This is a genomic window from Exiguobacterium sp. s191 (genome assembly GCF_018618955.1).
GTDB classification, from domain to species: domain Bacteria; phylum Bacillota; class Bacilli; order Exiguobacteriales; family Exiguobacteriaceae; genus Exiguobacterium_A; species Exiguobacterium_A abrahamii.
Map to the genome: position 1 here is coordinate 1 of NZ_JACSNC010000005.1, position 21241 is coordinate 21241.

The 21241-nt window shown below is 41.2% G+C and carries 16 protein-coding genes; 8 read left to right on the top strand and 8 right to left on the bottom strand.

Translation table 11 applies throughout. The features are described from left to right. The first annotated feature begins 50 nt into the window (after nt 1–50). Nucleotides 51–194 carry an aureocin A53 family class IId bacteriocin gene (locus tag KNQ09_RS15695; protein WP_214858963.1) on the top strand — a complete coding sequence of 48 codons (144 nt, stop codon included), beginning with the start codon at nt 51–53 and terminating at the stop codon, nt 192–194. A gap of 169 nt (nt 195–363) precedes the next feature. Here KNQ09_RS15695 and KNQ09_RS15700 read toward each other — a convergent pair whose 3' ends face one another. Beyond that, the gene (locus tag KNQ09_RS15700; RefSeq protein ID WP_214858964.1) at nt 364–651 is read right to left on the bottom strand and encodes a hypothetical protein; all 288 of its coding nucleotides are present in this window, start codon (nt 649–651) and stop codon (nt 364–366) included. A 2-nt stretch (nt 652–653) separates the two neighbouring features. Beyond that, nucleotides 654–950, bottom strand: a complete 297-nt coding sequence (locus KNQ09_RS15705; RefSeq protein ID WP_214858965.1) for a DUF2089 family protein — start codon at nt 948–950, stop codon at nt 654–656. Between the two features lie 186 nt (nt 951–1136). On the opposite strand from KNQ09_RS15705, the gene KNQ09_RS15710 reads away from it, so the two are divergent. The 5 genes from KNQ09_RS15710 to KNQ09_RS15730 all read left to right on the top strand — a co-directional run bounded on the left by KNQ09_RS15710 (nt 1137) and on the right by KNQ09_RS15730 (nt 5280). Beyond that, nucleotides 1137–1550, top strand: coding sequence for a DUF4064 domain-containing protein (locus KNQ09_RS15710; protein WP_214858966.1), 414 nt, complete (start codon nt 1137–1139; stop codon nt 1548–1550). A 31-nt stretch (nt 1551–1581) separates the two neighbouring features. Next, nucleotides 1582–2271: an ABC transporter permease gene (locus KNQ09_RS15715; protein ID WP_214858967.1), complete on the top strand. Its 690-nt coding sequence runs from the start codon at nt 1582–1584 to the stop codon at nt 2269–2271. Continuing rightward, on the top strand, nt 2271–3197 hold the full coding sequence (locus KNQ09_RS15720; protein ID WP_214858968.1) for an ABC transporter ATP-binding protein: 927 nt from the start codon (nt 2271–2273) through the stop codon (nt 3195–3197). The genes KNQ09_RS15715 and KNQ09_RS15720 overlap by 1 nt, the downstream gene beginning before the upstream one ends. Before the next feature lie 84 nt (nt 3198–3281). Continuing rightward, nucleotides 3282–3800 (top strand): PH domain-containing protein, encoded by a 519-nt coding sequence (locus KNQ09_RS15725; RefSeq protein WP_214858969.1) that lies wholly within the window; start codon nt 3282–3284, stop codon nt 3798–3800. Continuing rightward, on the top strand, nt 3778–5280 hold the full coding sequence (locus KNQ09_RS15730; protein ID WP_214858970.1) for a PH domain-containing protein: 1503 nt from the start codon (nt 3778–3780) through the stop codon (nt 5278–5280). The genes KNQ09_RS15725 and KNQ09_RS15730 overlap by 23 nt, the downstream gene beginning before the upstream one ends. 757 nt (nt 5281–6037) lie before the next feature. Here the strand turns inward: KNQ09_RS15730 and KNQ09_RS15735 are convergent. Together KNQ09_RS15735 and KNQ09_RS15740 are read right to left on the bottom strand one after the other, a co-directional pair. Beyond that, complete coding sequence (locus tag KNQ09_RS15735; protein WP_214858971.1) at nt 6038–7738, bottom strand: GTPase; 1701 nt, start codon at nt 7736–7738, stop codon at nt 6038–6040. 20 nt (nt 7739–7758) lie between these two features. Beyond that, nucleotides 7759–10227 (bottom strand): GTPase, encoded by a 2469-nt coding sequence (locus KNQ09_RS15740; protein ID WP_214858972.1) that lies wholly within the window; start codon nt 10225–10227, stop codon nt 7759–7761. Nucleotides 10228–10739: 512 nt separating this feature from the next. Between KNQ09_RS15740 and KNQ09_RS15745 the strand changes: the two genes are divergently transcribed. Continuing rightward, nucleotides 10740–11042: a hypothetical protein gene (locus KNQ09_RS15745; RefSeq protein WP_251138229.1), complete on the top strand. Its 303-nt coding sequence runs from the start codon at nt 10740–10742 to the stop codon at nt 11040–11042. Nucleotides 11043–11360: 318 nt separating this feature from the next. On the opposite strand, the gene KNQ09_RS15750 is transcribed toward KNQ09_RS15745, so the two are convergent. Next, complete coding sequence (locus KNQ09_RS15750; protein ID WP_214858973.1) at nt 11361–13889, bottom strand: hypothetical protein; 2529 nt, start codon at nt 13887–13889, stop codon at nt 11361–11363. A gap of 284 nt (nt 13890–14173) precedes the next feature. On the opposite strand from KNQ09_RS15750, the gene KNQ09_RS15755 reads away from it, so the two are divergent. Then, nucleotides 14174–14998: a hypothetical protein gene (locus KNQ09_RS15755; protein ID WP_214858974.1), complete on the top strand. Its 825-nt coding sequence runs from the start codon at nt 14174–14176 to the stop codon at nt 14996–14998. A 173-nt stretch (nt 14999–15171) separates the two neighbouring features. Here the strand turns inward: KNQ09_RS15755 and KNQ09_RS15760 are convergent, their stop codons facing one another. From KNQ09_RS15760 to KNQ09_RS15770, 3 genes are all read right to left on the bottom strand, one after another. Next, nucleotides 15172–17313 (bottom strand): hypothetical protein, encoded by a 2142-nt coding sequence (locus KNQ09_RS15760; RefSeq protein ID WP_214858975.1) that lies wholly within the window; start codon nt 17311–17313, stop codon nt 15172–15174. Nucleotides 17314–17409: 96 nt separating this feature from the next. Then, nucleotides 17410–19098 carry an Ig-like domain-containing protein gene (locus KNQ09_RS15765; protein ID WP_214858976.1) on the bottom strand — a complete coding sequence of 563 codons (1689 nt, stop codon included), beginning with the start codon at nt 19096–19098 and terminating at the stop codon, nt 17410–17412. Nucleotides 19099–19594: 496 nt separating this feature from the next. Then, entirely contained in the window at nt 19595–20746 is a 1152-nt protein-coding gene (locus tag KNQ09_RS15770; RefSeq protein ID WP_214858977.1) for a hypothetical protein, read from the bottom strand. Between the last annotated feature and the right edge of the window lie 495 nt (nt 20747–21241).

A 21241-nucleotide genomic window follows, 5' to 3' on the forward strand; every position in this document is an offset into this window, starting at 1 on the left:
ACAGTCGTAACCTCTGTTCTCAAACATCACATTTCCGGAGGTGAAATACAATGGCGACTTTCCTACGCTTAGTAGCGCAGCTTTCCGTTCGCGGAGCAAAATGGGCTTGGGCAAATAAAGGCAAAGTGTTGGATATGATTCAAACTGGTATCCGTATTGAGTCTATTATTCGTTACATCGAGTCTAAATTCTAATTCAACTTAGAGAACAAAGTCGTAACCTCTGTTCTCTAAATTGATCTCTCTCATATCTAGAAAGAGTTTTTCCGGGGGAAGAGTATGCGCTCTTCCCTCGTCCTTATTTTAACTTTTCCGTCGCATTAATCAATCATTATTTTTGATTTTCAATTAATCACTAAACTTGTTACATATCACGTGTTCTCATTCTATCTAATTCTTTTTCTTGATTCTTTTTGAATGCTCTTCTGCCACGTACCCACTGCTCTATCAAAGAAATTAGCACTATTATTGTGATTAAAATATATGAAGTGAAACTACTGAGTTTCCCATCAAAGTAACGCCAAGTCATTATTGCTAAAAATAATATAGGTATAATCGCTCCTAAGTATACGTTGCTTCTATTAGATAATAAATACTGTACACCTAAAGCAGCAGCGATAGCCAATGCTGAAATTATAAAACTCATTACCATTATTATTTTCCCCTCTCAAGCTTGTACTTATCAATTAAACTCTTGGCGTCATCGACGCTTATTCGATCTTCAATTGCTAATTGCTTAATGTAACTAATTAAAGGCTCGTTTTCCAACTGTGTATTCAATTCAATTTTCTGAATAATTCGATCTACTCTTATTCTTACTGTCGGATATGAAACTTTATAATCTTTAGCTACTTCTTTTAACGATCCCGAACTTATAATGAATTTCTTTATAAACTCAACATCTTCAAGATTTAAAGATAATATCCAGGCTGGAACTTCTTCTTTGTTCATTTGATTTCTCCTTCCTGATACTAGAAATATAACAGCTTATTGAATAAAGTTAAAGTATTTTTTTCTTAAGTTCAAATAAAAATTTTGTTTTTGGTTAATTTATTTTATTTTAAGCTTGAATATACATAGGATAGTATGTTACCTTGAATTTGAAATTAGAAAAATATAGAAAAGGAGTTGTTTTTTTTGAAAAGAACTGGTGAAAATGTATTTTCATTTATTGGGGTCATCTTGTTTGGTGTACTTAGTATTGGAGCTTTCATGATTTATGGAACAATTGATGGGAATGCTGGTACAAAAGATTTAGTACAAGAATTTATTAATGATGAGAATATTAAAGATGTAACAGCTGCTCAAATTATCACTTTCTTGCAAAATTTCTTTTTATACCTAGGAATCGTTTCCATGTTGTGTACAGTCGGCGGTATACTTTCAATCATCCGTATTAAAAGAAATGGATCTGCTGGGAAGGTATTGATTACAACTGCTATTCTTGGTGGGGTGCTTACGTTGTTTGTAGGTCTATTCGGATCAATTGCTTATTTAATTGCAGGAATCACAAACGTTTCAAAAAACAAAAAATTAGCTCGACAAAATTAAGACTATCATATGGAGAAAAGAGGTCTAAAGAATGTTTGCTATTTCACTTCGAGAATTCAAATCGCTCTTCCAAAGTATTCGAGCGATTATCATCATTGTTGTATTATTTGGCGTAACAGCTGGTTCTGCTAAGCTTGTTAGTCAATTTAAAAGTGAGTTGAGTGGATTAGGGTTAGGGGATAATGCTTATGTAATTGGGTTGATGTTACTTCTCTTCTTAGCTGCTCCATTATTTGTGACGAGTATCTCGCATAGTAGCGTAAATAAAGAATTGGAATCAAAAACGATTCGCTTCTTAGCAACAAAAACATCTCGCGAAAGCATTATATTCGGTAAATTTTTAGGGAATGTGTCGTTCTGGGTAGTCTGCTTAACGGTTGCACTCTTGCTGATCATACCGTTCTCAAAATCGTTCTATTTTGTTGATTTGATACAAAGTATTATATTCGTCTCTTACTTTATTGGATTATCATTATTCCTTTCAACATTAGTGAGTAATTCTTCTTTAACTATGTTTTCTGGAATCGTGATTTCAATAGCCCTTCCAGTTATGGGTATGTGGAGTCTTCTTTCAAAAAATGTTGTAGTTGATGCACTTTCTTATTTAACTCCCTATTTTTATTATACGAATGAGAATACTTCTTATACGTATTTGGTTTTAATACATACAGCAGTTTTTGTCATTTTGAGTTTAATAATTTTTAAAAGGAGAGATCTTTGATGTTAGCCCTTCGCGCTACCAATTTAACGAAACAGTATGGAAATAAAACTGTAGTGAATAAATTAAATCTAGAAATTCAGAAAGGCTCTATTTTTGGATTTTTAGGTCAAAATGGAGCAGGTAAATCAACATTTATCAATATGATCACAGGCTTGATTCGTCCCACCTCGGGTTCATTTGAAATATTAGGTGCAACAAGTAGTTCATTAAAAGATGTGCGCACTCGAATAGGTGTTTTACCTGACTACTCAACTTTTTATGAAAACTTTACAGCACTTGATCATTTAAAGTATTTCAGTAAGATACTTGGCCTTAAATTAACTACCGAAGAATTGAAAGAATTATTAAGAGATGTTCAATTAGAAGATGCAATGAATACGAAGACAAAAAATTACTCATTCGGAATGAAAAAAAAGCTTGGTATAGCTCAAGCCTTACTTAATAAACCAGATATTTTATTTTTGGATGAACCAACTTCCGGTGTGGATGCAAACTCTATTCTTGGAATTCATACACTGATTCGAAAAGTAGCTGCAGAGGGTACTACTATCTTTCTAACTTCACACAATTTAGATGAAGTAGAAAAACTATGCACTGAAATTGCCATCATGAACAAAGGAACTATCCAGACAAAAGGCACCATGGACGAGTTAAGAAAACAGCATCAAAAAAGTATTACTGTTTATGTAAAGCACGGAATGATCAATAACGAAGTCCAACATAAAGTAGAAAAAGACTTATCCAAAAGTATGAGAGTATTAAGTGTTTCAAGTACACGCTCTGAATTCATTGTTGCAGACGAACGTGATATTCCTGAATTAAATAAATATCTCGTATCTCAAAATGTAAGTGTGTATCGTTTAGAAGTGGAAGAAGCTTCTCTAGAAGAGATATTCCTAAATTTAGGAGTAGAAAAAACAGCTTAATTTCTTGAATTTTCTTCGATGCGAACATTTAGATGGTAGAGGTATTTGTGAAACATAAATAGAGAGGATTGATTTATTGTGTACATGCTTAAAGAGCCTACTCAAAAAATTTCTTTAGATGCTATAAAAGTTTGGAGAATTTCAGACTCTATTAGTATAGTCGCAACGCTTCTCCTTTGGTGTGTTTTACTTTACCTCGATCATCTATATGCATGGCCTAGTTGGATCGAAATTGTTTTATACATCTTGATTGGAATTACTTGCATATCCGCAGTGATAGAATTAATCCTATTACCAGTCTACAAACAAAAAACATGGCGGTATGAAATCGATGAGCATTGTGTTCAGTTAAAGCACGGTGGTGCATTCAAACAAACACATATGATTATTCCAATGCATAAAGTTTATTTTGTAGACACCTACCAAGGACCTATTGTAAAAAAATACAACCTAGCGACAATCAAAATTGGAACGATTGGTTTCGTACATGAAATTCCTAATCTTCCTCTTGAAAAAGCTACTGAAATTCGTAATCACATTGCTTCTTTATCGGAATTGTATAAGCCAAAGGAGGACGAACATGGAGTTACCAGCAAAAACTAATACTCATAGTAGTGATTCATTAAAAAAACTTCATCCTTCTTGGATTGGCTTTAAGTTATTCAACTCCATTAAAGGGTTCATTATGTTTTGTTTATTCATTGCTTTATTATTAGATTATTCTTCAAATACAATTCTTTCAATGCGTGGTCTAATAATACTTGGTGCATTTGTTCTATTTAAAATCGTATCGACTATATTAGAATGGAAACACTTTAATTACTCTATCGATAATAAAGAACTATTTATCGAAAAAGGTCGCTTTATCACAATGAAAAGACATTTTTCGATTGATAACATTCAAGGAATCAAGCAAAACTCTTCTCTCTTCCATCGTCTAACCGGTCTGACTTCACTTTCTATCGATATCGGTTCTAGTGAGAGAGATTCAGCCATTAAGTTAGAAATGATTACAATGTCAGAGGCTGAACAAATTAAACAAAAGCTATCTCGTCGTTCTATCAATGTTCCAGTACAAGAAGAAATTAACGATGATGTACATCCAATTCACTCTGACACTAAAACTCATTATGAAGTAGACACTAAAGAAATTTTAATTGCTTCATTAACATCGCTAAGTCTACTATTTTTTATTTTTTTGTTACACTCAATCTACTCAGAACTAAGTCAATATTTTGCTATTGAAGTCTATGTAGATAGAGTCTTAGAATATTTCCAGTCTTCGACTACAATGCTGGTTATAGGGATTTCATTATTGATATTCCTCTCTTTAGTATATGGATTTCTCAAAACCTACATACAATATGGTGGTTTCAAAATCACCTCGGATGCAAATAGAATATACGTTGAAAAAGGCTTAGCAGATAAAACATATTTTTCGGTACCAAAAAATAAAGTCCAGGCTCTATCGATTAACAGTGGTTTTATTCACAAAATGCTCGATATCACGACCGTAAAATTAATCAGTTCAACAGATACAGATGATGAAGAAATGAAAGCTTCAAATATTTTATTCCCTTTCATCAAGCGCAAAAAAGCACACTTATTAATCCCTGAAGTTTTACCTTCTTTTAAAGTATCTAAAGATCTTACATCCGTTCCGCGAATCTCCATTCTTGTTAAGATTTTGCGAACCATTTATGCTTGGCTCTTGGCACCCGCTTTAATTTATTACTTCTTCCCCTCTTCATGGTATGTTGCTGTACTTTTAGCAGTTATGGTGCTCAGTTCTCAAGTCTTTAACGGTATCTTTAATGGGTACACTCTTGACGGTTCCTTTTTACAGTTTAAGAAAGGCGCTATTATAACCCGAACATTTATCATGAAGCAGGAAAAAATTGAAAGGCTCCAGCTTTCAGAAACATTCATCCAAAGGAAGTTAGGATTAGCTTCTCTAAAAATCACTATACGTTCTATGCCTACTAAAGAAATCGTTATCCATGATGTTCCTGTAAAAATAGCATACTTATGTCAATCATGGTTCATCGAAAAAAAAGAGGGAGCTAGTAGTTTAACTATTTAAGCTATATAAAAAGGGCGATGTACAAGTGAATTGAACTACTCGCCGTCAAGTAGACAGGATAAATAATAACAATGATTAAACGGCTTGAGCTCTGTATTCTAATGGAGCCAAGCCGTTTAATCATTGTCGGTACCGTTCTTCATTGTAGAAATGAATATACTTTTGAATCGCAAGCTAGAGTTCGTCGAACTCCGTAAACTTATGTAGATAATAACTTTCACATTTCAAGGCTTCCCAAAAGAACTCGACTTGAGCATTATCAATACATTTACCAACCCGAGACATACTTTGTGTATTGCCAACCACGCATGTCATGTGACGAATGGATCAATCATATAGGTCCAGAATAGCGCTCAAATACGCCTTCTGAGGGGCGCCGTACTTCAATTCCGTGACATCCGTTACCCATTTTTGATTCGGTCCTGCCGCGTTAAAATCACGGTTCAGAATGTTCTCTGCGGTCTGTTGAGGGCGATTACGAATGTACAAAGGACGTTTCTGGCGTATGACGCAATGAATACCGGCGACGGTCCATCAGTTTATCGATTCCGTCCTCACACATCTTAATAATTCGTAGTTTTCCATTTGGCGAAAACTTAGATTTAGGCGTAGAAAAAGCTCCCTTCAAAAAGTAGACAGTTTTTGTTATTTCAACTGTCTACTTTTGAGGAGCATATTACTTTCTTTACATACTCTTATCTCTTTTGTTTAGTAACTTTTTCATAAAAATGCCCATAAATTTTCACTCCATATAAAATTACTGGTTTAATTTGATTGATAAACGATTCAATTCTTTGATTTCCTGAGAAATCGCTTGATGGAACTCTGAAGACATATCGTACCTCGCTGCAGCTTCCTCGCGTTGAGTGACGATGTTCTTAAGTATAGCCCCGTAGGCATCCTCTTCGTAGTCTTTGAACTGCTTTTGGAACGCCTGCTCGATTTCCTGAGACAATGAGACCAGGGAACTGTAACATTCATTTTTGGCATCTAGCACTCGCTTCAGGTTCACTTCGTCTTTCACATGCCCTACCACCTCTAAGACCACTCCTGCAGCGGCCATGATTGGGCCGGCAACTTTTGCGATGTTCGTCAAATTCTTAGCGGCGTTGACCGCACCCCATGGTTTGAACTTTACCCCAAAAAACTTACCTGCGGAGTATAACCCTTTATGAAGGTCGCTTCCGCTAGCGGCAGTAGCCTTGACGAATCCATTCACGCCTGTGTTCGAAAACTTCAATATTCCTTCGGAGGTGCGACCGACAATCATATTTATCGCGTTCATGTTTTTTTGTATGTTGTCCATGTTTATGATTTTCACCTGCTCACCATTGAGACTGGATGATGCCTCTTCCACGGATCCGAAATACGCCTCAGCGAGAGGGCTGGTCAAGACGTCCTTGATTTCGTCGGTCAACGTACTTCGCTCGGCACTCAGGATTTTTTCAATCTCTACGTTCTTGTTTTCGACGAACTCTTTGATTTGAGCTTCGACCTTCTTGCTCTCAAACTCGAGGTCGGCACCCTCTTCCCCGATCTTGTTCGATAGAAGTCGTCCGTGGAAGATGATTTCGCCGCGGATGTCGTTCTTGATTTTGTCCACTTCATTTTGAGCCTTGAGCGCGCTTCGCTTGACTCGATTCTCAATCCGTTCGAGAATCGCATAGAACATCTCAGAATCATGATCCTGGTTTTTGGTCATCGCTATACTAAGCTCCGAAATGACGTTTCGCAAAGGACGGTCGATTTTACCGAGTAGCTGTTTATTTTTGATGAATTGGTTCAAGTTATCGATGAACTCCCCGAAATGGCTCTCTTCGATGAATTCTTCATCGCCTTCCTCAATTCCGTCAATATAGTCCGCAGCGTCAATGAAGCAGATTGGGAATTCGCTCAAATCGAAAGGAGACAGTGCTTCTCGCAAGCTCTGTTCATAGTTCCCTCTTAGACTATCGTAGTCACCCGATTCCATCGACATCTTATTGACCACGAGCATCATCTTATGTCGATAAGCCTCCTCGTACGCGAGATGTTTAAAGTTATTCAATATGACGTCATCGAATAGGTCGCTCGTCAGGACATAGATGAGTAGGTCGGATGATTTGATTGCCTCCTTGGTCCGGTCGTCATGTTCGGGTCTATCCGTGTATAATCCTGGAGTATCCATGATTGTTACACCATTCCAAGCATACTCACTCACATCGTCAGTTGCGATGTCGGCATCGATCAGGATGTCTTGATTCCCCGTCAATGCCGAGATGATGGTGGATTTGCCGGCACTATACTGGCCGACCAAGGAAATCTTAAGGATGTCTTCCTCGAAAAAATCATTGATGATGTTCTCGATATTGCCTGCGTTCTGTTTCGTGTCTTCTTTCTCATTTAGTAATTCAATGGAATCATCAGCAATCTTTTTCAGGCTAGCTAATATTTCTTTCACTTCGATATCGGTACTCATCAATAAAACCTCCTCTTAAATTAAACGACTCGAATCTTGACGTCCTCTTGAATCACGTTACTGATTTGTTCTAACTGCGAATCATCCATACTGTCACGCGTATGAATCGTGATATTCTTACCGAAGTCACGTTCTACTCGGTAGATTAGCGCATCCATCTTGGATTGATCAAGTGTGTACTCCACTTCCTGTTCAGGCACAAATGCCGTCATCAATCTATAGGCGTAAGCCTTGTTCAATTGATTTTGTTGTGTCTTCATGGAGTCCAAGGATTTCGATAGAATTTTGATGTTATCCTGGAGCGTGGACATCATCCCACGTTGGAAGGCGAATGTCTCTTTTGATATTTTGTCGTGAGCCTCGAGGAAGGATTCTTCGATATGATTCTTCATATCATCGTTATGTTTAGCCGTCATCTTCTTCAACTCATTGCTAAGGGAAGTGATGGCATCCTGGACTTTTCGTTTCTTGGACTTGAACAAGAACTTGATTCCCCCTACGATGAGGGACGCGGCCGTCAATCCCCACCCAATCGGACCCGAGAAGAAAAACACGACAGCCGCAGCTACCCCTAGCAAAGCAGATGTATATCCCAACAGCCGTCGAAAGTCGAACATCGTAGAGGAATCATACGAGAATTTTTGCTGGAGAAGAAGGTTTGCGAACTTCATGTTCTCCATCATCTCTGAGAGATGATCCTGCACCTCGTCAACGTATTCTAATTGAATCTTGTCTATACTGATTCTCAATCCTCGTTCGAATCCCATATCTTCTAACAGAGTCTTCCATCTACTTTCGATGAGACTTTTACTCACATCATAGTTCGAATGGGAGAAATGAGAAATTTGTTCCTCGACCTTCAAAAATTCTTCGTCAACCGCTTGTCTGATTCGTCTGATGTATTTTTCTTTCATACCCTCGAACTTTTTGATGCTCTCTAAGTGGAATCCATTAAAATCTGAATAGACTTTGTCGAAGATGTCTAAATGATGAATCAATGATTGTTCCGTATCGAGGATAGGATTCAAACATCCGTTCAGGATAGTTTGTGATTTACGGATATGTCCTTGCGAGACGATGGATTGCTTGATTGCATTCTCGAAGTGAGCCAACCGACTCCCATCGAACAAAACACGACGCTCCGACTCTGGTGAAGTCTTGTCTTGAGAGAGCAGCGCTGCATAAAGATGGACCGGGATAATCTCAAAGATGTCGTTCGAATAATGCTTTCTCGCGTATTCTCTTATTCGATTGAGATGACCTTTGATAGACTTTTCATCCTCACGCTCGTAGATATCATCAGGATTAAGTAGGAACCTTCTTAGTCGTGCCGGGGTACTCAAATTCGTCTTTATGTTCAAAAGAATGAGTATAGGTTTATTCCGCTTCTTGATCATCGACAGGAACTCGAATTCCTTTTCTTGAATCGAGTCGTTTTTCAACACGTAGCAAATCAAATCGCTCTCGTCCAAAACGCTCTTCGCGATGTCCTCATCACTCTCTCCATGTGGTGCCCCTATGCCAGGTGTATCAATGATTCTTAGGCCCTCCCACGTGTAGACACGGTTGTTCCTTGTAGTCCTTTGTTTACCCACGCCGATGGCATCCTTCCCTTTTCCAGAAAGAACGGCATGAAGAGTGCTTTTTCCCGCCTTCGTCTTTCCTAAGAAGGAGATGGTGAAATAGTCGGCGGCGTTCTCGATGTTCTCTAGGAAAAGCTCCGTATCACTCTCCCTCTGCTGAATAATTTCATGGATTTGGGACTGAAGGTTCTTCGATGCATCGATCAACGACCTCGTTGTGTCTGAGTCCTTCTTCCTAACCTTCTTCAGATTCGAGTTGAGTTGATCGATAGCAAAACGCAGGTTATGTAGCTCTCCGATGTGCGCGTGAAGGATTGGTCTAGCGAAAGCCATGTCACCAATCCCGATATCCCTACTGTGCGAGATGGCCGAGGCATATTCCTCGTTCTTCATCATCGCGTCGGATTGCTTCGTCAATCGTTCTTTTACGTCATATTTATCGATTAAACTTTTTAGTGGGAGGACATATCCCTGTTGTATCAATTCATGGTGTTTTCGCTCCAAGATCAGACTTGCAATCGCAGTCTCGTCGAACCCTCGATCGACCTCAGATTTGATTTGATTGAATTTCCGTTCCGTGATGCCAAAAATTCTCCGAGAAGTCTTGAAGAAATCGACTTCGGTCGCAGACAAAAAACCTTTATGAAGGGCTAGTGCTAGTCCAATCGACATAGCAATTTCCTTATCTTCTGAACTACTATTCTCCTTCAGTCGTATAAGCGTTTGTTCCAGCGATTGTGCATCATCATTGTTTTCGATCACATCATTGATTCGTTGAAATTCTTCTGGAGTTATGTCGCTCTCATCTTTTAGATAATCCATCAAGATTTGGTTTGTCTTGATGTCAATCTTGTTATCGGTGACAATCAAATGTGCTAAAAATAATCCGATATCTATGTTAATCAAACATAATCCTCCTCAATTTTAATCAGTCTTCCAGCCAAAGGAATCGTTCTACTGATTTACTTCTCTTGTCGTCAGGATGACGATTTGATGCCGTTGAGCATTAGGACAATCCCATTGATTCCTTATTCTATCTCTTCGATATCCGTCCCTCCTCATTCTCTACCTTTATTATACAATTTACACAGGTATAATAATGATTTTTTACCATTTTTTTCATGTACACTTCTCTTATCGTCTCTCGTTTGACTTTCTGTATGATAGGATTTCTCGGAAAATTTGATAAAACAAATCTTAAGACATTTCCTCATAAGATCGACCCTCATAATTTGAGGATTTCAAAAAAAACGAACTCAATATCAGTAATTTTCCATTTAACCCCTTAATTTTTTTAACCATAACAAAAAAATGACATACCAAAGAGTTGTTCCATCTATAAAATTGATACAACACCTATATTTTCTAAGGTGGCGATGTCGATTGATGGATGTGAAGTTGTAAACTGCGAATCAAAGATGAAGGGATACGAAATCATGAAGGATGTTGAGCAAATCTTGGAATGGTCGTACTGGAAGGCAGTCATACGTTATGGACATGTGGGAATGCGAAACGAAGTGAGTGTCGCTAGATATCTAGTGATGCCAGGTGATGCTACGACAATCGATGTGATCTCCCTCATCGAGGAAATGCCTGGGACGAAGAACAGGGCAATGGTATCTATCCGAAAAATTGAACATTTAGCATATCTGACAGGAATCCGTTCAGAAAAAGAAGATTTTTTCCTACAAAGTCTGTTCGATGGACAGAAGGCACTTTGATGGATTAATCAAAGAAGAGTCATGTATACATTTCGACATTGAAATGTATACATGACTCTTCTCATTATTCCATACTTAAAATTTTTGAAAGAAAGTATTGTTCTAAATTATTACAAAATGTGAGATATCCAATCCGCTTCATACGAAAAAATGAAAAATTTAGAGAACATCTTGATGATTATTTCGCGTGCGATGAACGATGTCAGCCCTTATGATTCATTTATTTTTAATCAACTGAAGACTTGAACGTGAGAAGACTATGAGGACAGACAATTTTCAAGATTCTATAATGTGAATTTTAGTCTTTTGATGGATTCATCATGACTCGAATATGCTGTCCAAGAACATTTCTTTATTCTTATAGAGCATCTCCGTCTCCTGAGAGAAGTATCCATCTTTTCCTCGAATATTCGTAATGATGGTAGTCCGGTCTAAGTTCAGTCGGAACTTTTTCAAAATGTAATCTCGCATCATGTCGATATCAATCCCACCTTCCTCTGGTAGCAGGTCAAGAAGGAACCTCCCGATCGTCCGCTTGTCACGACCGATGTAGAAGATGTCTCCACGAGCCGTCCTGATGGAGCCTACACGTTTCTGTATACGGATCAACTCCTCGAAGAAAATGTCTTCCATCCCGAGCTCGACGATAGGCGAATCGAGGTCTGTCCGGATTGACGAGAAGGTGAAATAGTCCTCTCCTGAACGTTTGACGATTTCGAGCATCTGCTTGATGAGAGTCTTGATCATCCCCTTGTTCACGCCTACCTTTCTCAATCGCGCAATCGAGATGTAGGTGGATGCATCGAAGCGGAAAAGATCATGTTTGTCCTCCATCCGCTTGACGATGCGTCTAAATGAAGAGGACTTGTATACGGGGGAATCTGGGACCGTGAAGAGCTCCTCCCGTGACAGGATGGACTCGAAGTAGGACTCTGCATTGCCGTGGGCCGCACGTAGGACGAGGCCACCTTGATTGATGAAGCCGACCTTTTCGAGGGCACCTGCGTTCAGATAACGGGAGCTGAACTGCTCGATGTGAGGGAAGGCCTCCTCCAACTCCTCATAGGTATAGATTCCCTTCGTGAGACGTCTCGAGAACCAGGTCGCCTCCTTTTTCGTGAGGAGGGACATGCTCTGCCCGAGCGTACCATCAGGCGAGAGGTAATCCGGAAGATCCCGGCGGATGGACTGCCTCACCGACGCCCCCGATAGTCCGAATCGTTCCTCGACGAGCGACTGGAAATCCTTCATCCCGATTGGGGCATGCTGTCGGATCAACTTCTTCAACCATTCGGCCTTCTCCATCGATCCGATGACAATCTCCGACTGCTTCCCGACGGCGATGTTCGCCGCCTCGACATATCGACGGATGATGTATTGCAGCTCATCGGGATCCTGACAATCAAGCTCCTCCATCAGCGAGGGTTCGAGCCTGAAGAGATGATTCCTCCCGTAGAAACCAGGCTCGATACGGAGTAGGCCGCGCAATCTCTGTAGACGTCTCTGCGTCAATCTTGAACGATCATAGTAACGGAAACGTTTTCCCGAAGACGGGATGACGGACTCCGACTGAGTGGCAATCGTGGCTAACTTCCTGGGTTCTGCCTTCAATCGTACAGCCATCCCGACCTTGTAGGTCTCTTCGACGTATTGATCATAGACGACCTTCCATTCTTCCATCGTTCTCGCCGCTTCGTCAGCATGCGACCATAGGACGTGCTCGAAGACGTTCGCCCTCGTCACCTGCATGACCTCACCGTCACGAGTGACGATGAGTGATAGATATTTCAAGAATGCTTGACGTTGCCGCTCGTTCAGCCTCCCGTATAGTCCCTTGATGTCCTCCGTACCCGGTTGTACCCGGACGGAGAGGAAACGATGGATGGAGGCGGGTTCATCGAACACCTTCATGAAGACGTACTCAGGAATGTCGAAGCGCTCGAAACGTTGAAGATACCTCCTCGCCTCCTTCACGTGAGTGACGGGAATCTTGTTGTGTGATTGTCTCAGACGTATTTGGACCTCCCTCGCCTCGATGCCATGTTTCTTCGAGATTTCTTGCAAAGTGAGTCCTTCTTCCAGTCTGTCACGGAGCAGCCCCGCTTCTGATCCCATCGACGATAGTATCGCGCGTAGTGTACGTATTCGTTTCTTGTACTGACCATCTTCCGTCCGGACAATCAAGTCCGCATGACACAACTCCTCGAGGAGTTCCAAGAGCTCGGCAGCCCCTTCACCCGTCTCCTTCTTCGCATCCTCGAGAGAGAACGTATCCTCGAGACGATCATAGACCGTTTCACGGAACGTACGCTCGAGTCCCTTTCTCGTGATTTTGCGTCTGACCTCCGTAATAGGTAGGGAATCCTCTTCCTCCACTTCGACGGTCGTCGCCACCATCGAGACCGCGTCCAACTTTTCCTCGCCCTCGAGTTCACGATATGCATCCATGATTCGATGGTAGGCGTCGGGTCTGCTATCACCGAGAATCTTTTCGAACATCGGCAGGGTCATCCCTTCGAGGTCTGAAAACTTCATCTTTGCATTCTTCAAGAGATTGAGGTCGGAGAGAGTCATCCCCGTTTCTGGTAGTATCAAGTGATACAGCGTCTTCATCCTGCAGTGACGCAGGATTTCTTCATCGCTCATCATGGACTGAAGAATCAGTACAGCCCGACGGACGGAGGCTGGTACGCCTGGAAGAGATTTTCCTTCCTTCGTGAGCAGTTCTTGGATGGATATCCCCTTCTTGAGAAGAGTGATTGCAATCGAGTGACTCATCTCAATATCATACTGCTCCAAAATATCGAGAATACCTAAAATGCTCTCTCCGTTATCAATCCTTTTCATTACCAGATTTTTTTCATTTTCTTTCATAAATTCAGTCTCCTCTTATCTTTCCATACATGTGCCTCAAACATAGGTATTGAAAACAATCTAAACATCCCAAAATGTCCCTCTTAACCCTAGGTGTTTTTAATTTTACCTATATTTTACTATCACCCCTATGTTTTTTATAGCTATTAACATTACTTAAATCTAGAATCGTAACAATGAAGGACTTCTTTTAGAAAGATTGAATTAAGAAATAAGAACGGTCGAATACTGGCCTTCAGAAAAAGGAAGTGTCAAGGATGCCATTAAAAATGTTTCTTACACTACGCCCACTCGTCGAAGTTAAAATTCTACACGAAATCATCACGCACAATCGTGAATTATTCATTCTGAGGCACGCCAAAAGAGCAAGACGAGGTGACTTCGGAAGCTATTTAAGGTTCTTCGCGGCAGGGTTCATCGAAAAATATTATCTTGATGATGTCGACATCGAATCAGTAGTACTTATCGATCAATCAGAGGCAAATGCCTTCATTAACGGGAATAACAGCATTGATGATAGCCAACGTGCAAGGCATTATGAAATCACTTCGCAGCTACGGATGTACATCAGAGAAGCAGAAAGAGAAATCAAGCCCCTTTCGAAGAAAGCTCAATCCTTCTTAAAGAAATATCCAGAGTACTCACTAGTATATGAACCAGACGACATTCCTGAGAGCATCGATCACGTCAAGACAGTCATGGAAAGGTATTCATTTAGTTGGAGCGGACAGACCCATATCCATGATTGGTTCGTCATGAATATCCAGAGCGGGAAAGACACTGGAGGGAGCTATACGGTATCAAAAGAAGAGCTTCAGCAGTTCTTACACGTCTTAGAACAATCTGGAGTCAAAGAGATAGCTGTAAAAAGCCAAAATCATCTCGGCAGAATTAACACGGACCCTACACAATATCCTCTTAAGCTTTCTCAGATAATGCCTCCATCCCCTAGAGCATCATTTAGTAAAATGCGGTATGAAGAATCTTTCGATAAAGAAAACTTACGGACCGCCGAATTCATAAGAAAAGTACTACAAGAAGTCGACTTTCAAAAATATATGTACGCTTATCAGGGAAAATAAAATACCTAAGAATCTTCTGAGCACATGGAAGCAGATACAACATTTGATTTTATACAAACTAAGATACCCCTTCATCTAAAACAAAAGATGGAGAGGTATCTTTGTTATTACACTATATTACTTGGTACCTCATTGTTACTTAGCCACTGTCGGGAAGATGATTATTAATTGCTTCAATATACCTTAGTCGTCAAAGACCTCGTTTGATAGCCCTTCTTCTTCACATCTATTTTCAAAGTCGTCCCCTTCTTCAGTTGCGGTAATCTGATTGAGAAGTTTTCCTTCTTATCGATGAGTGTCTTACCCATCAACTTCTTCCCTGCGAATACACTGACCTCTGCTCCTGCACTACCCTTGCCTTTCACCCCTGTACTTTTCGTCGTCACACCGGAGACGCTGAAGTAGGGGAATAATCTCAAGACTTTCGAGATGGTGACCGGTGTGCTTTGGTTCAGGCGGTCGGTAGCTACGACTTGAACTTCCTTCCCCGCTACAGGAGAGGCGACCTTGATTTTGAACAGCCCCTTCGAAGAGCTCTGTCCGGTATAGGTCTTACCGTTCATCTTCACTTGGACGGTCATGCCAGGGAGCGTGCTGCCTTCGACATAATCAGAAAAGTCGGTGACCTCCTTCACTATCGGAGCTTTCAACTTCTTCGTCTGCTTGATTTTGATACTTTGCGCATAAAATACGCCACCCCCGCCTGCATTTGTGTAGATGGAGACCGTATCGCCGACCTTGACGAGTTCCTTCTTGTCACTCAGAGATAAGCTCACTTGCTTTTCGTAAGCATAGGCAGATGATGCCCAACGAGTCTTCTCGTCCCATATCGATGTATGATAGAAAAGATTCGACTCACCATAAAGAACTTGTTTATCTAGATCGTACCTGACATTCTCCAAGCCCTTCGTCGCCTTCTCCTGACTCACGACCTGTTCGAATGAATACTTGGTAGTCCCATCGGCGTTCAGTGCGCTATATTTGATCGTGAAAGGTAGCTTAGGAAAATCGGTCCATTCCCTTCCATCATAAAAATAGACCTGTTTCCCAGAAATGACGAGAGATGTTTTTTTGCCATTCAGTTCGATGACATGGCGCCCGAAGTTGGGTGTCGATGGAGCAGCAAGGACATAGATGGAATTGCGGCTCTTCGTAGCCATGAAGCGATCGATTTTGTCCAATGCGGAGATTTCGACGACGCTCTCCTTGTTCGATTCATCGTAGAACTTCAGCTTAGGCGGGTTCTTCGTGACTTCTTTCGGAAGATTTATCTTATACCTTCCATCGTTTCCGACCCATGACGTCCCGATTGACTTGTCTTGTGACCAGATGATCCGGGAACCCGGTTCGCTCAATCCCGAGACGTACATATCACCTTCAAGAGAGGGGTCCATCCGGACGACCGGTCCAGTGACATAGTTGAGACTCAATACTTTCCATTCCGATTCACAGTCGTTACTGTTGGTGCCTCTTAGTCTGATATATTTGATGCCGTCCTCCTTGAACGTGTGGTCCCCTGTGTTACGGATATAATACGGAGTCGTATCCATCCCTTCGACACCGCTGTATTCGATTACGGAGTCCTTGACCACTCTTTCGTTCTTGTCGAGGTATTCCACTTGAATCTTACGAACGGAATCGTCTATGTCGACCTGTATCTCCCTTGCCTCGTCGTCCACGTCCTGCTGTCCTGAACGAACGATCACGGGTGGGCTTGCATCTATCTCATCATGTCTTACCGATACCTGCTGATGCTTTTGCCATTCGCCGATGGTCTTGTCGATGGAGAAGTTACCACTCCCTCTCTTGCTGAACTCTCCACGGAAGTCACCCGTCTCATCGGTCGTCAGCGACCGTCTCGAGTTCCAACCTTCGCCGTCGTAAGAGTACTCTATGGACGCATCCGGTTCGGTGTTGACGGAGATGGTCGTATCCCCACCCTTCATCGCCTTGATTCGGGTCACGATGGGCGACACTTCTTGGGTCCATTCCTTCAATACTTGTCCGTCCCTCGACAGGAGCTGGAATTGGAATCTGGTTTGTTTAGAGATATCGAATCGATACGGATATGTCGGGTTGCTCAGGGTAGTCTTTGTCCGTTCACCATCAGCACGTTCATACTCTGCGATTAGATAGGATCCGGTAGGCGCATCGGATAGATATGATTTAATGTCTAATCTGATTTCGGTATCACTTTCCATGAACGACGGGCTGCATGCGCCCTCGGAAGCGGAGACCGTCTGGGAGGCGGCTAACCCGAATCCAAGCGTGATTGCCGCCGTCAGAAATATCTTGTACACCTTATTGCTTTTCACGTCATCATATCCTTTAAGTTAATTTATGTTCTCGTTGATCGGTCAGGTAATCTCCTTGGCTTACATGCCCGTACTTCGTCAGGGTGGATGGTTCAATCAAAGGACTCTGATCGTCTTGTCCTTACTCCTGTTACCAGACTTGTCTTGAGCTCGGATGATCAGGACTGAACCACCTTTTTGTTTTTTTATCTTCACCTTGAAGATACCTTTTCCATCGACCTTTCCTTCGCCGATTTTCTGTGAGCCGCGGAAGACGGTTATCTTGGCGTCGGACTCTGCCTTCCCATTGACGGATTCGTCAGTGCGCTTCAGCTTGCTCACGCTCGATATCATCGGGGGAGTGCGATCCGACACGGTCACTTGTCGCTTAGCGCTTTGATTCCCTGAGCTGTCGACGGCGTGGACGGTCAGCTTGGTACCCGCCTCCAATCCAATGATTTTGATGCCGTATGCTCCCTTATTAGCGATCACGCTCCCGATGACATTGTCACCCATCTTTATGAACACCTTCGCCCCGACTTCGGCACGGCCGCTGATCGTCGTCGACAGGTCAGATACAGGATTCATCGTCGGGGCCGGCGGTGGTGTCTTGTCCAAGACGATGATCTTTCTAGGACTCCCGATATTGCCCGCCTTATCGATCGACTGGACAAGTAGCTCAGTGCCCGACTTCTGTTTCGCGATGACGATTCCGTATTTCCCGTCCTTACCGGCCGATTTCTCCCCGATGATTTTCTTACCTACCCGGACCTTGACTTTCGCTCCCGGTTCCGTCCATCCACTGACCATGGTGGAATGGTCCGAGAAATCATTCACAGTCGGAGGTGACGGAGCGGTCGTATCCTTTACGATGATTTCAGTCACCTGACTGACGTTATCGGCACGATCTACCGCCATGATTTTTAGTCTCGTCCCACCTTTTTGCGGAGGGATGACCACCTCGTACCCTGAATCCGATTCAACAGGAGAATAGCCGATTTCTTTATCGTCTACTTTTACATAAACAACCGATCCTGAGGAACCCCTTCCCTTAATGAGCGTGGTCCGATCAGTCACTTCGAAAAACACGCTCGGAGTCGAGGGAGGACTAGCGTCTCTGACGATTATTGTCGTCTCCTTACTTCTATGATTCGATGTATCCGTCGCAGTGACGGTCAACGTCGTGTTCGCATCATTTCCGTATATGGGTACTTTGAAACGTCCATCTTTCCCGACTACAGATTCCCCCCTGATGCTCGTTTGATATTTGACGGTGATCGTAGTCCCAGGTTCTGCCTTACCGGTCACGTAAGAATACATATCCGTCACGTCATCGACCTGAGGAGCATCCGGCGGAGTGACATCCTTCACCGTCATCCTCGACTCCCCACTTACATTACCCTCGGCATCGATTACCATGACGATGGCCGTCAATCCGGCTTGCTGCCTATCGACGATGAACTCGAATTCCCCGGTCCCACTTGCCGTCACAGGTCCGAAGCTTTTCGTCCCTATCTTGAGGATGACAGTTGCGCGAGGCGCTACCTTTCCGCTCACGAGCGTCGTCTGGTCCGTTATATCGTTCACCACCGGGGGAGCCGGTGGTGTCGCATCCTTTTCGCCGACTCCTGATTCGTCACTCGCATCTCTCGCCTGTATCGCTTTAGGTCTAATATCTCCAGAAGAAACACTCGTGGGACTAACCTTTTCATTTTGTGTGAAGGCGTTCGTTGTGACGGGAATGCCCGTCTGCATCGCGCCAATCAATAGACTCGTACTGATGAATAATCGCTTGAACCTTTCCATGAATACCTCCAAGATGAATTTTCTTTGCGTACCGCCTTCGCACTTGATGAATGTGTCATGAGATGACGGCATTTTTTCGCAGCATCACTAAAGTCATTATCCTTCTTCATAGATACGATTGCACCATAAAAATGTATTTTTTTACTCTATATTACTTTATCTTCTATATTTTTCTTTTATCAAGAAGAAATCGTATACGGAGAACTTCATCGTTCCATTCGTTCGGATGATACGTCTGGATGAGTTGAACGAAAAAATAACTAGAACGTATACATTTCGGCGTCGAAATGTATACGTTCTAGTTATTTTCAATAATCCTTCATCCCGATTCGTTCTAGCACTATTGGTCAACTAAGGACGTAGGTATGCACGGGGACATCACTCATGATCCATTCCAGCTCCCCCTTGATTTGAGACGAAGTTCCAGTAAAGACCATAAGATCGTTTTTCTTATGACCCTCGTGCCGTCCGACTATCTTATTGCCGTCTTAGTTTTTTATTTATACTTTGGTGCGTGGAACGTATCAGGCTCGAAATCTTGTATTTGACCTGATTCTGCTAAATATTCATAAATGATTGTTATAATATCCGAGAATTTTTTATGCAATTGTTCTTTGTCATACTGAATTTCTCGTGAGTAATGATTGTTGTTCTCGATTAAAGAATAGAACGAATTTGCATCCATATAAAGAAGGAATGTAGCAATTTTTTCAATAAAATCAACGGAATCTAATCTAGAATAAAATTTTATTTTGCTTAAAATTGACTTTTGCAGAATAGTCATTACATTTTCAAAGATTTTATACTCTTCTGCATTATCTTCGGCTACTAGTAACATAACGTCTTTCACAATGCTTTCAATATGATATTCATCATATTCGTTATATGCAACAAGCACTTCATTATATTCATATTCATTCGTAATATTTTTATCTGGAGAGCCAGACCGATAATGAATAATTGATGGTTTGATATCTTTCCCCAAACTGATGGCCAGAGATCTAATTTTAAAGTTAATATTTTCAAAATCACTTACATGGCTAAATCCTACAACCGAATTTTTCGGATTGTTAACAATTTTAAACAGGCTCATTCGGTTTCGGATTACTTTATTTCTTTCATTTTGTGTTGACAGGACTTCAACACGAGTATCGCCTGTGACATTAATCCGAATTGATTCGTATGCAGATTTTCGATTATAGCTGCCTCTCGGAACGTTTTTATCACGAATAGCTCCCATGTATGTTTCTCGTAATTTAATGTTAATTAACGCAGCCATCCAATACTCCGCCATTTCTATGGAAATCATTGGACGAATAATATTAGAAACAGTTATTTCTTTAAAAGGGTCACTCCCTCCCCAACCTTTACATTTTACATCAATTGCATAAAAAAAAGTATTCCCTTTTTCAGAACCAACAGCTGTTTCTGTGAGTATCGCTTCAATTTCAGCATCATCGTATGAAAAATCTGTATCGACTAACATTTCTATTGTTGGTTCAATCATTCGGTTATCACTGAATGGATACAAATACATCTTAAATGTACGTGTAAGTCCATGCTGATCAGCTGCTAAATCTTTAGTAATTCCATACCATTGATTCTTTTCGACTTTAAAGTACGGTACAAAAATACGATCTGGAATCATTATTGACTCACTCCTAATTCTTGAATTATATTTTGAATCTAAAAATGAATTACTTCATCAGAACAATTAGAACGAAAACTACTTCAAAAATATTCATGTCTAAAATGGATGAGATAGTCTTCTCTCAATCATGAAATTCATCAACTTTAAAAATTTCTAGCTTTATTCTGTATATATTAATGTTATTACTTATTTCAACCAACTTATTTTATGCTTATAAAAGGATTGTATAGATTTATTTTCCATATAGCTATCAAAAAAAGTACCTGGTCTATATCCGATTGATCAGAGAAGAGATTTTCAAGTAGACATCTCTCAGTAGATACAGTTATCAGTAGCCTGTTTTCCGAATGATTCCAGAACATCAAGTCACTCACAAAAAAATCGTAAGACTACGGACTCTCAAAAGAGTTCATTCAACCGGCAATCATGGTTCATTGTTTTGGATTATTTTTCATCCATGTACAAGCTTTCATAAGTAACTGACTGACCTAA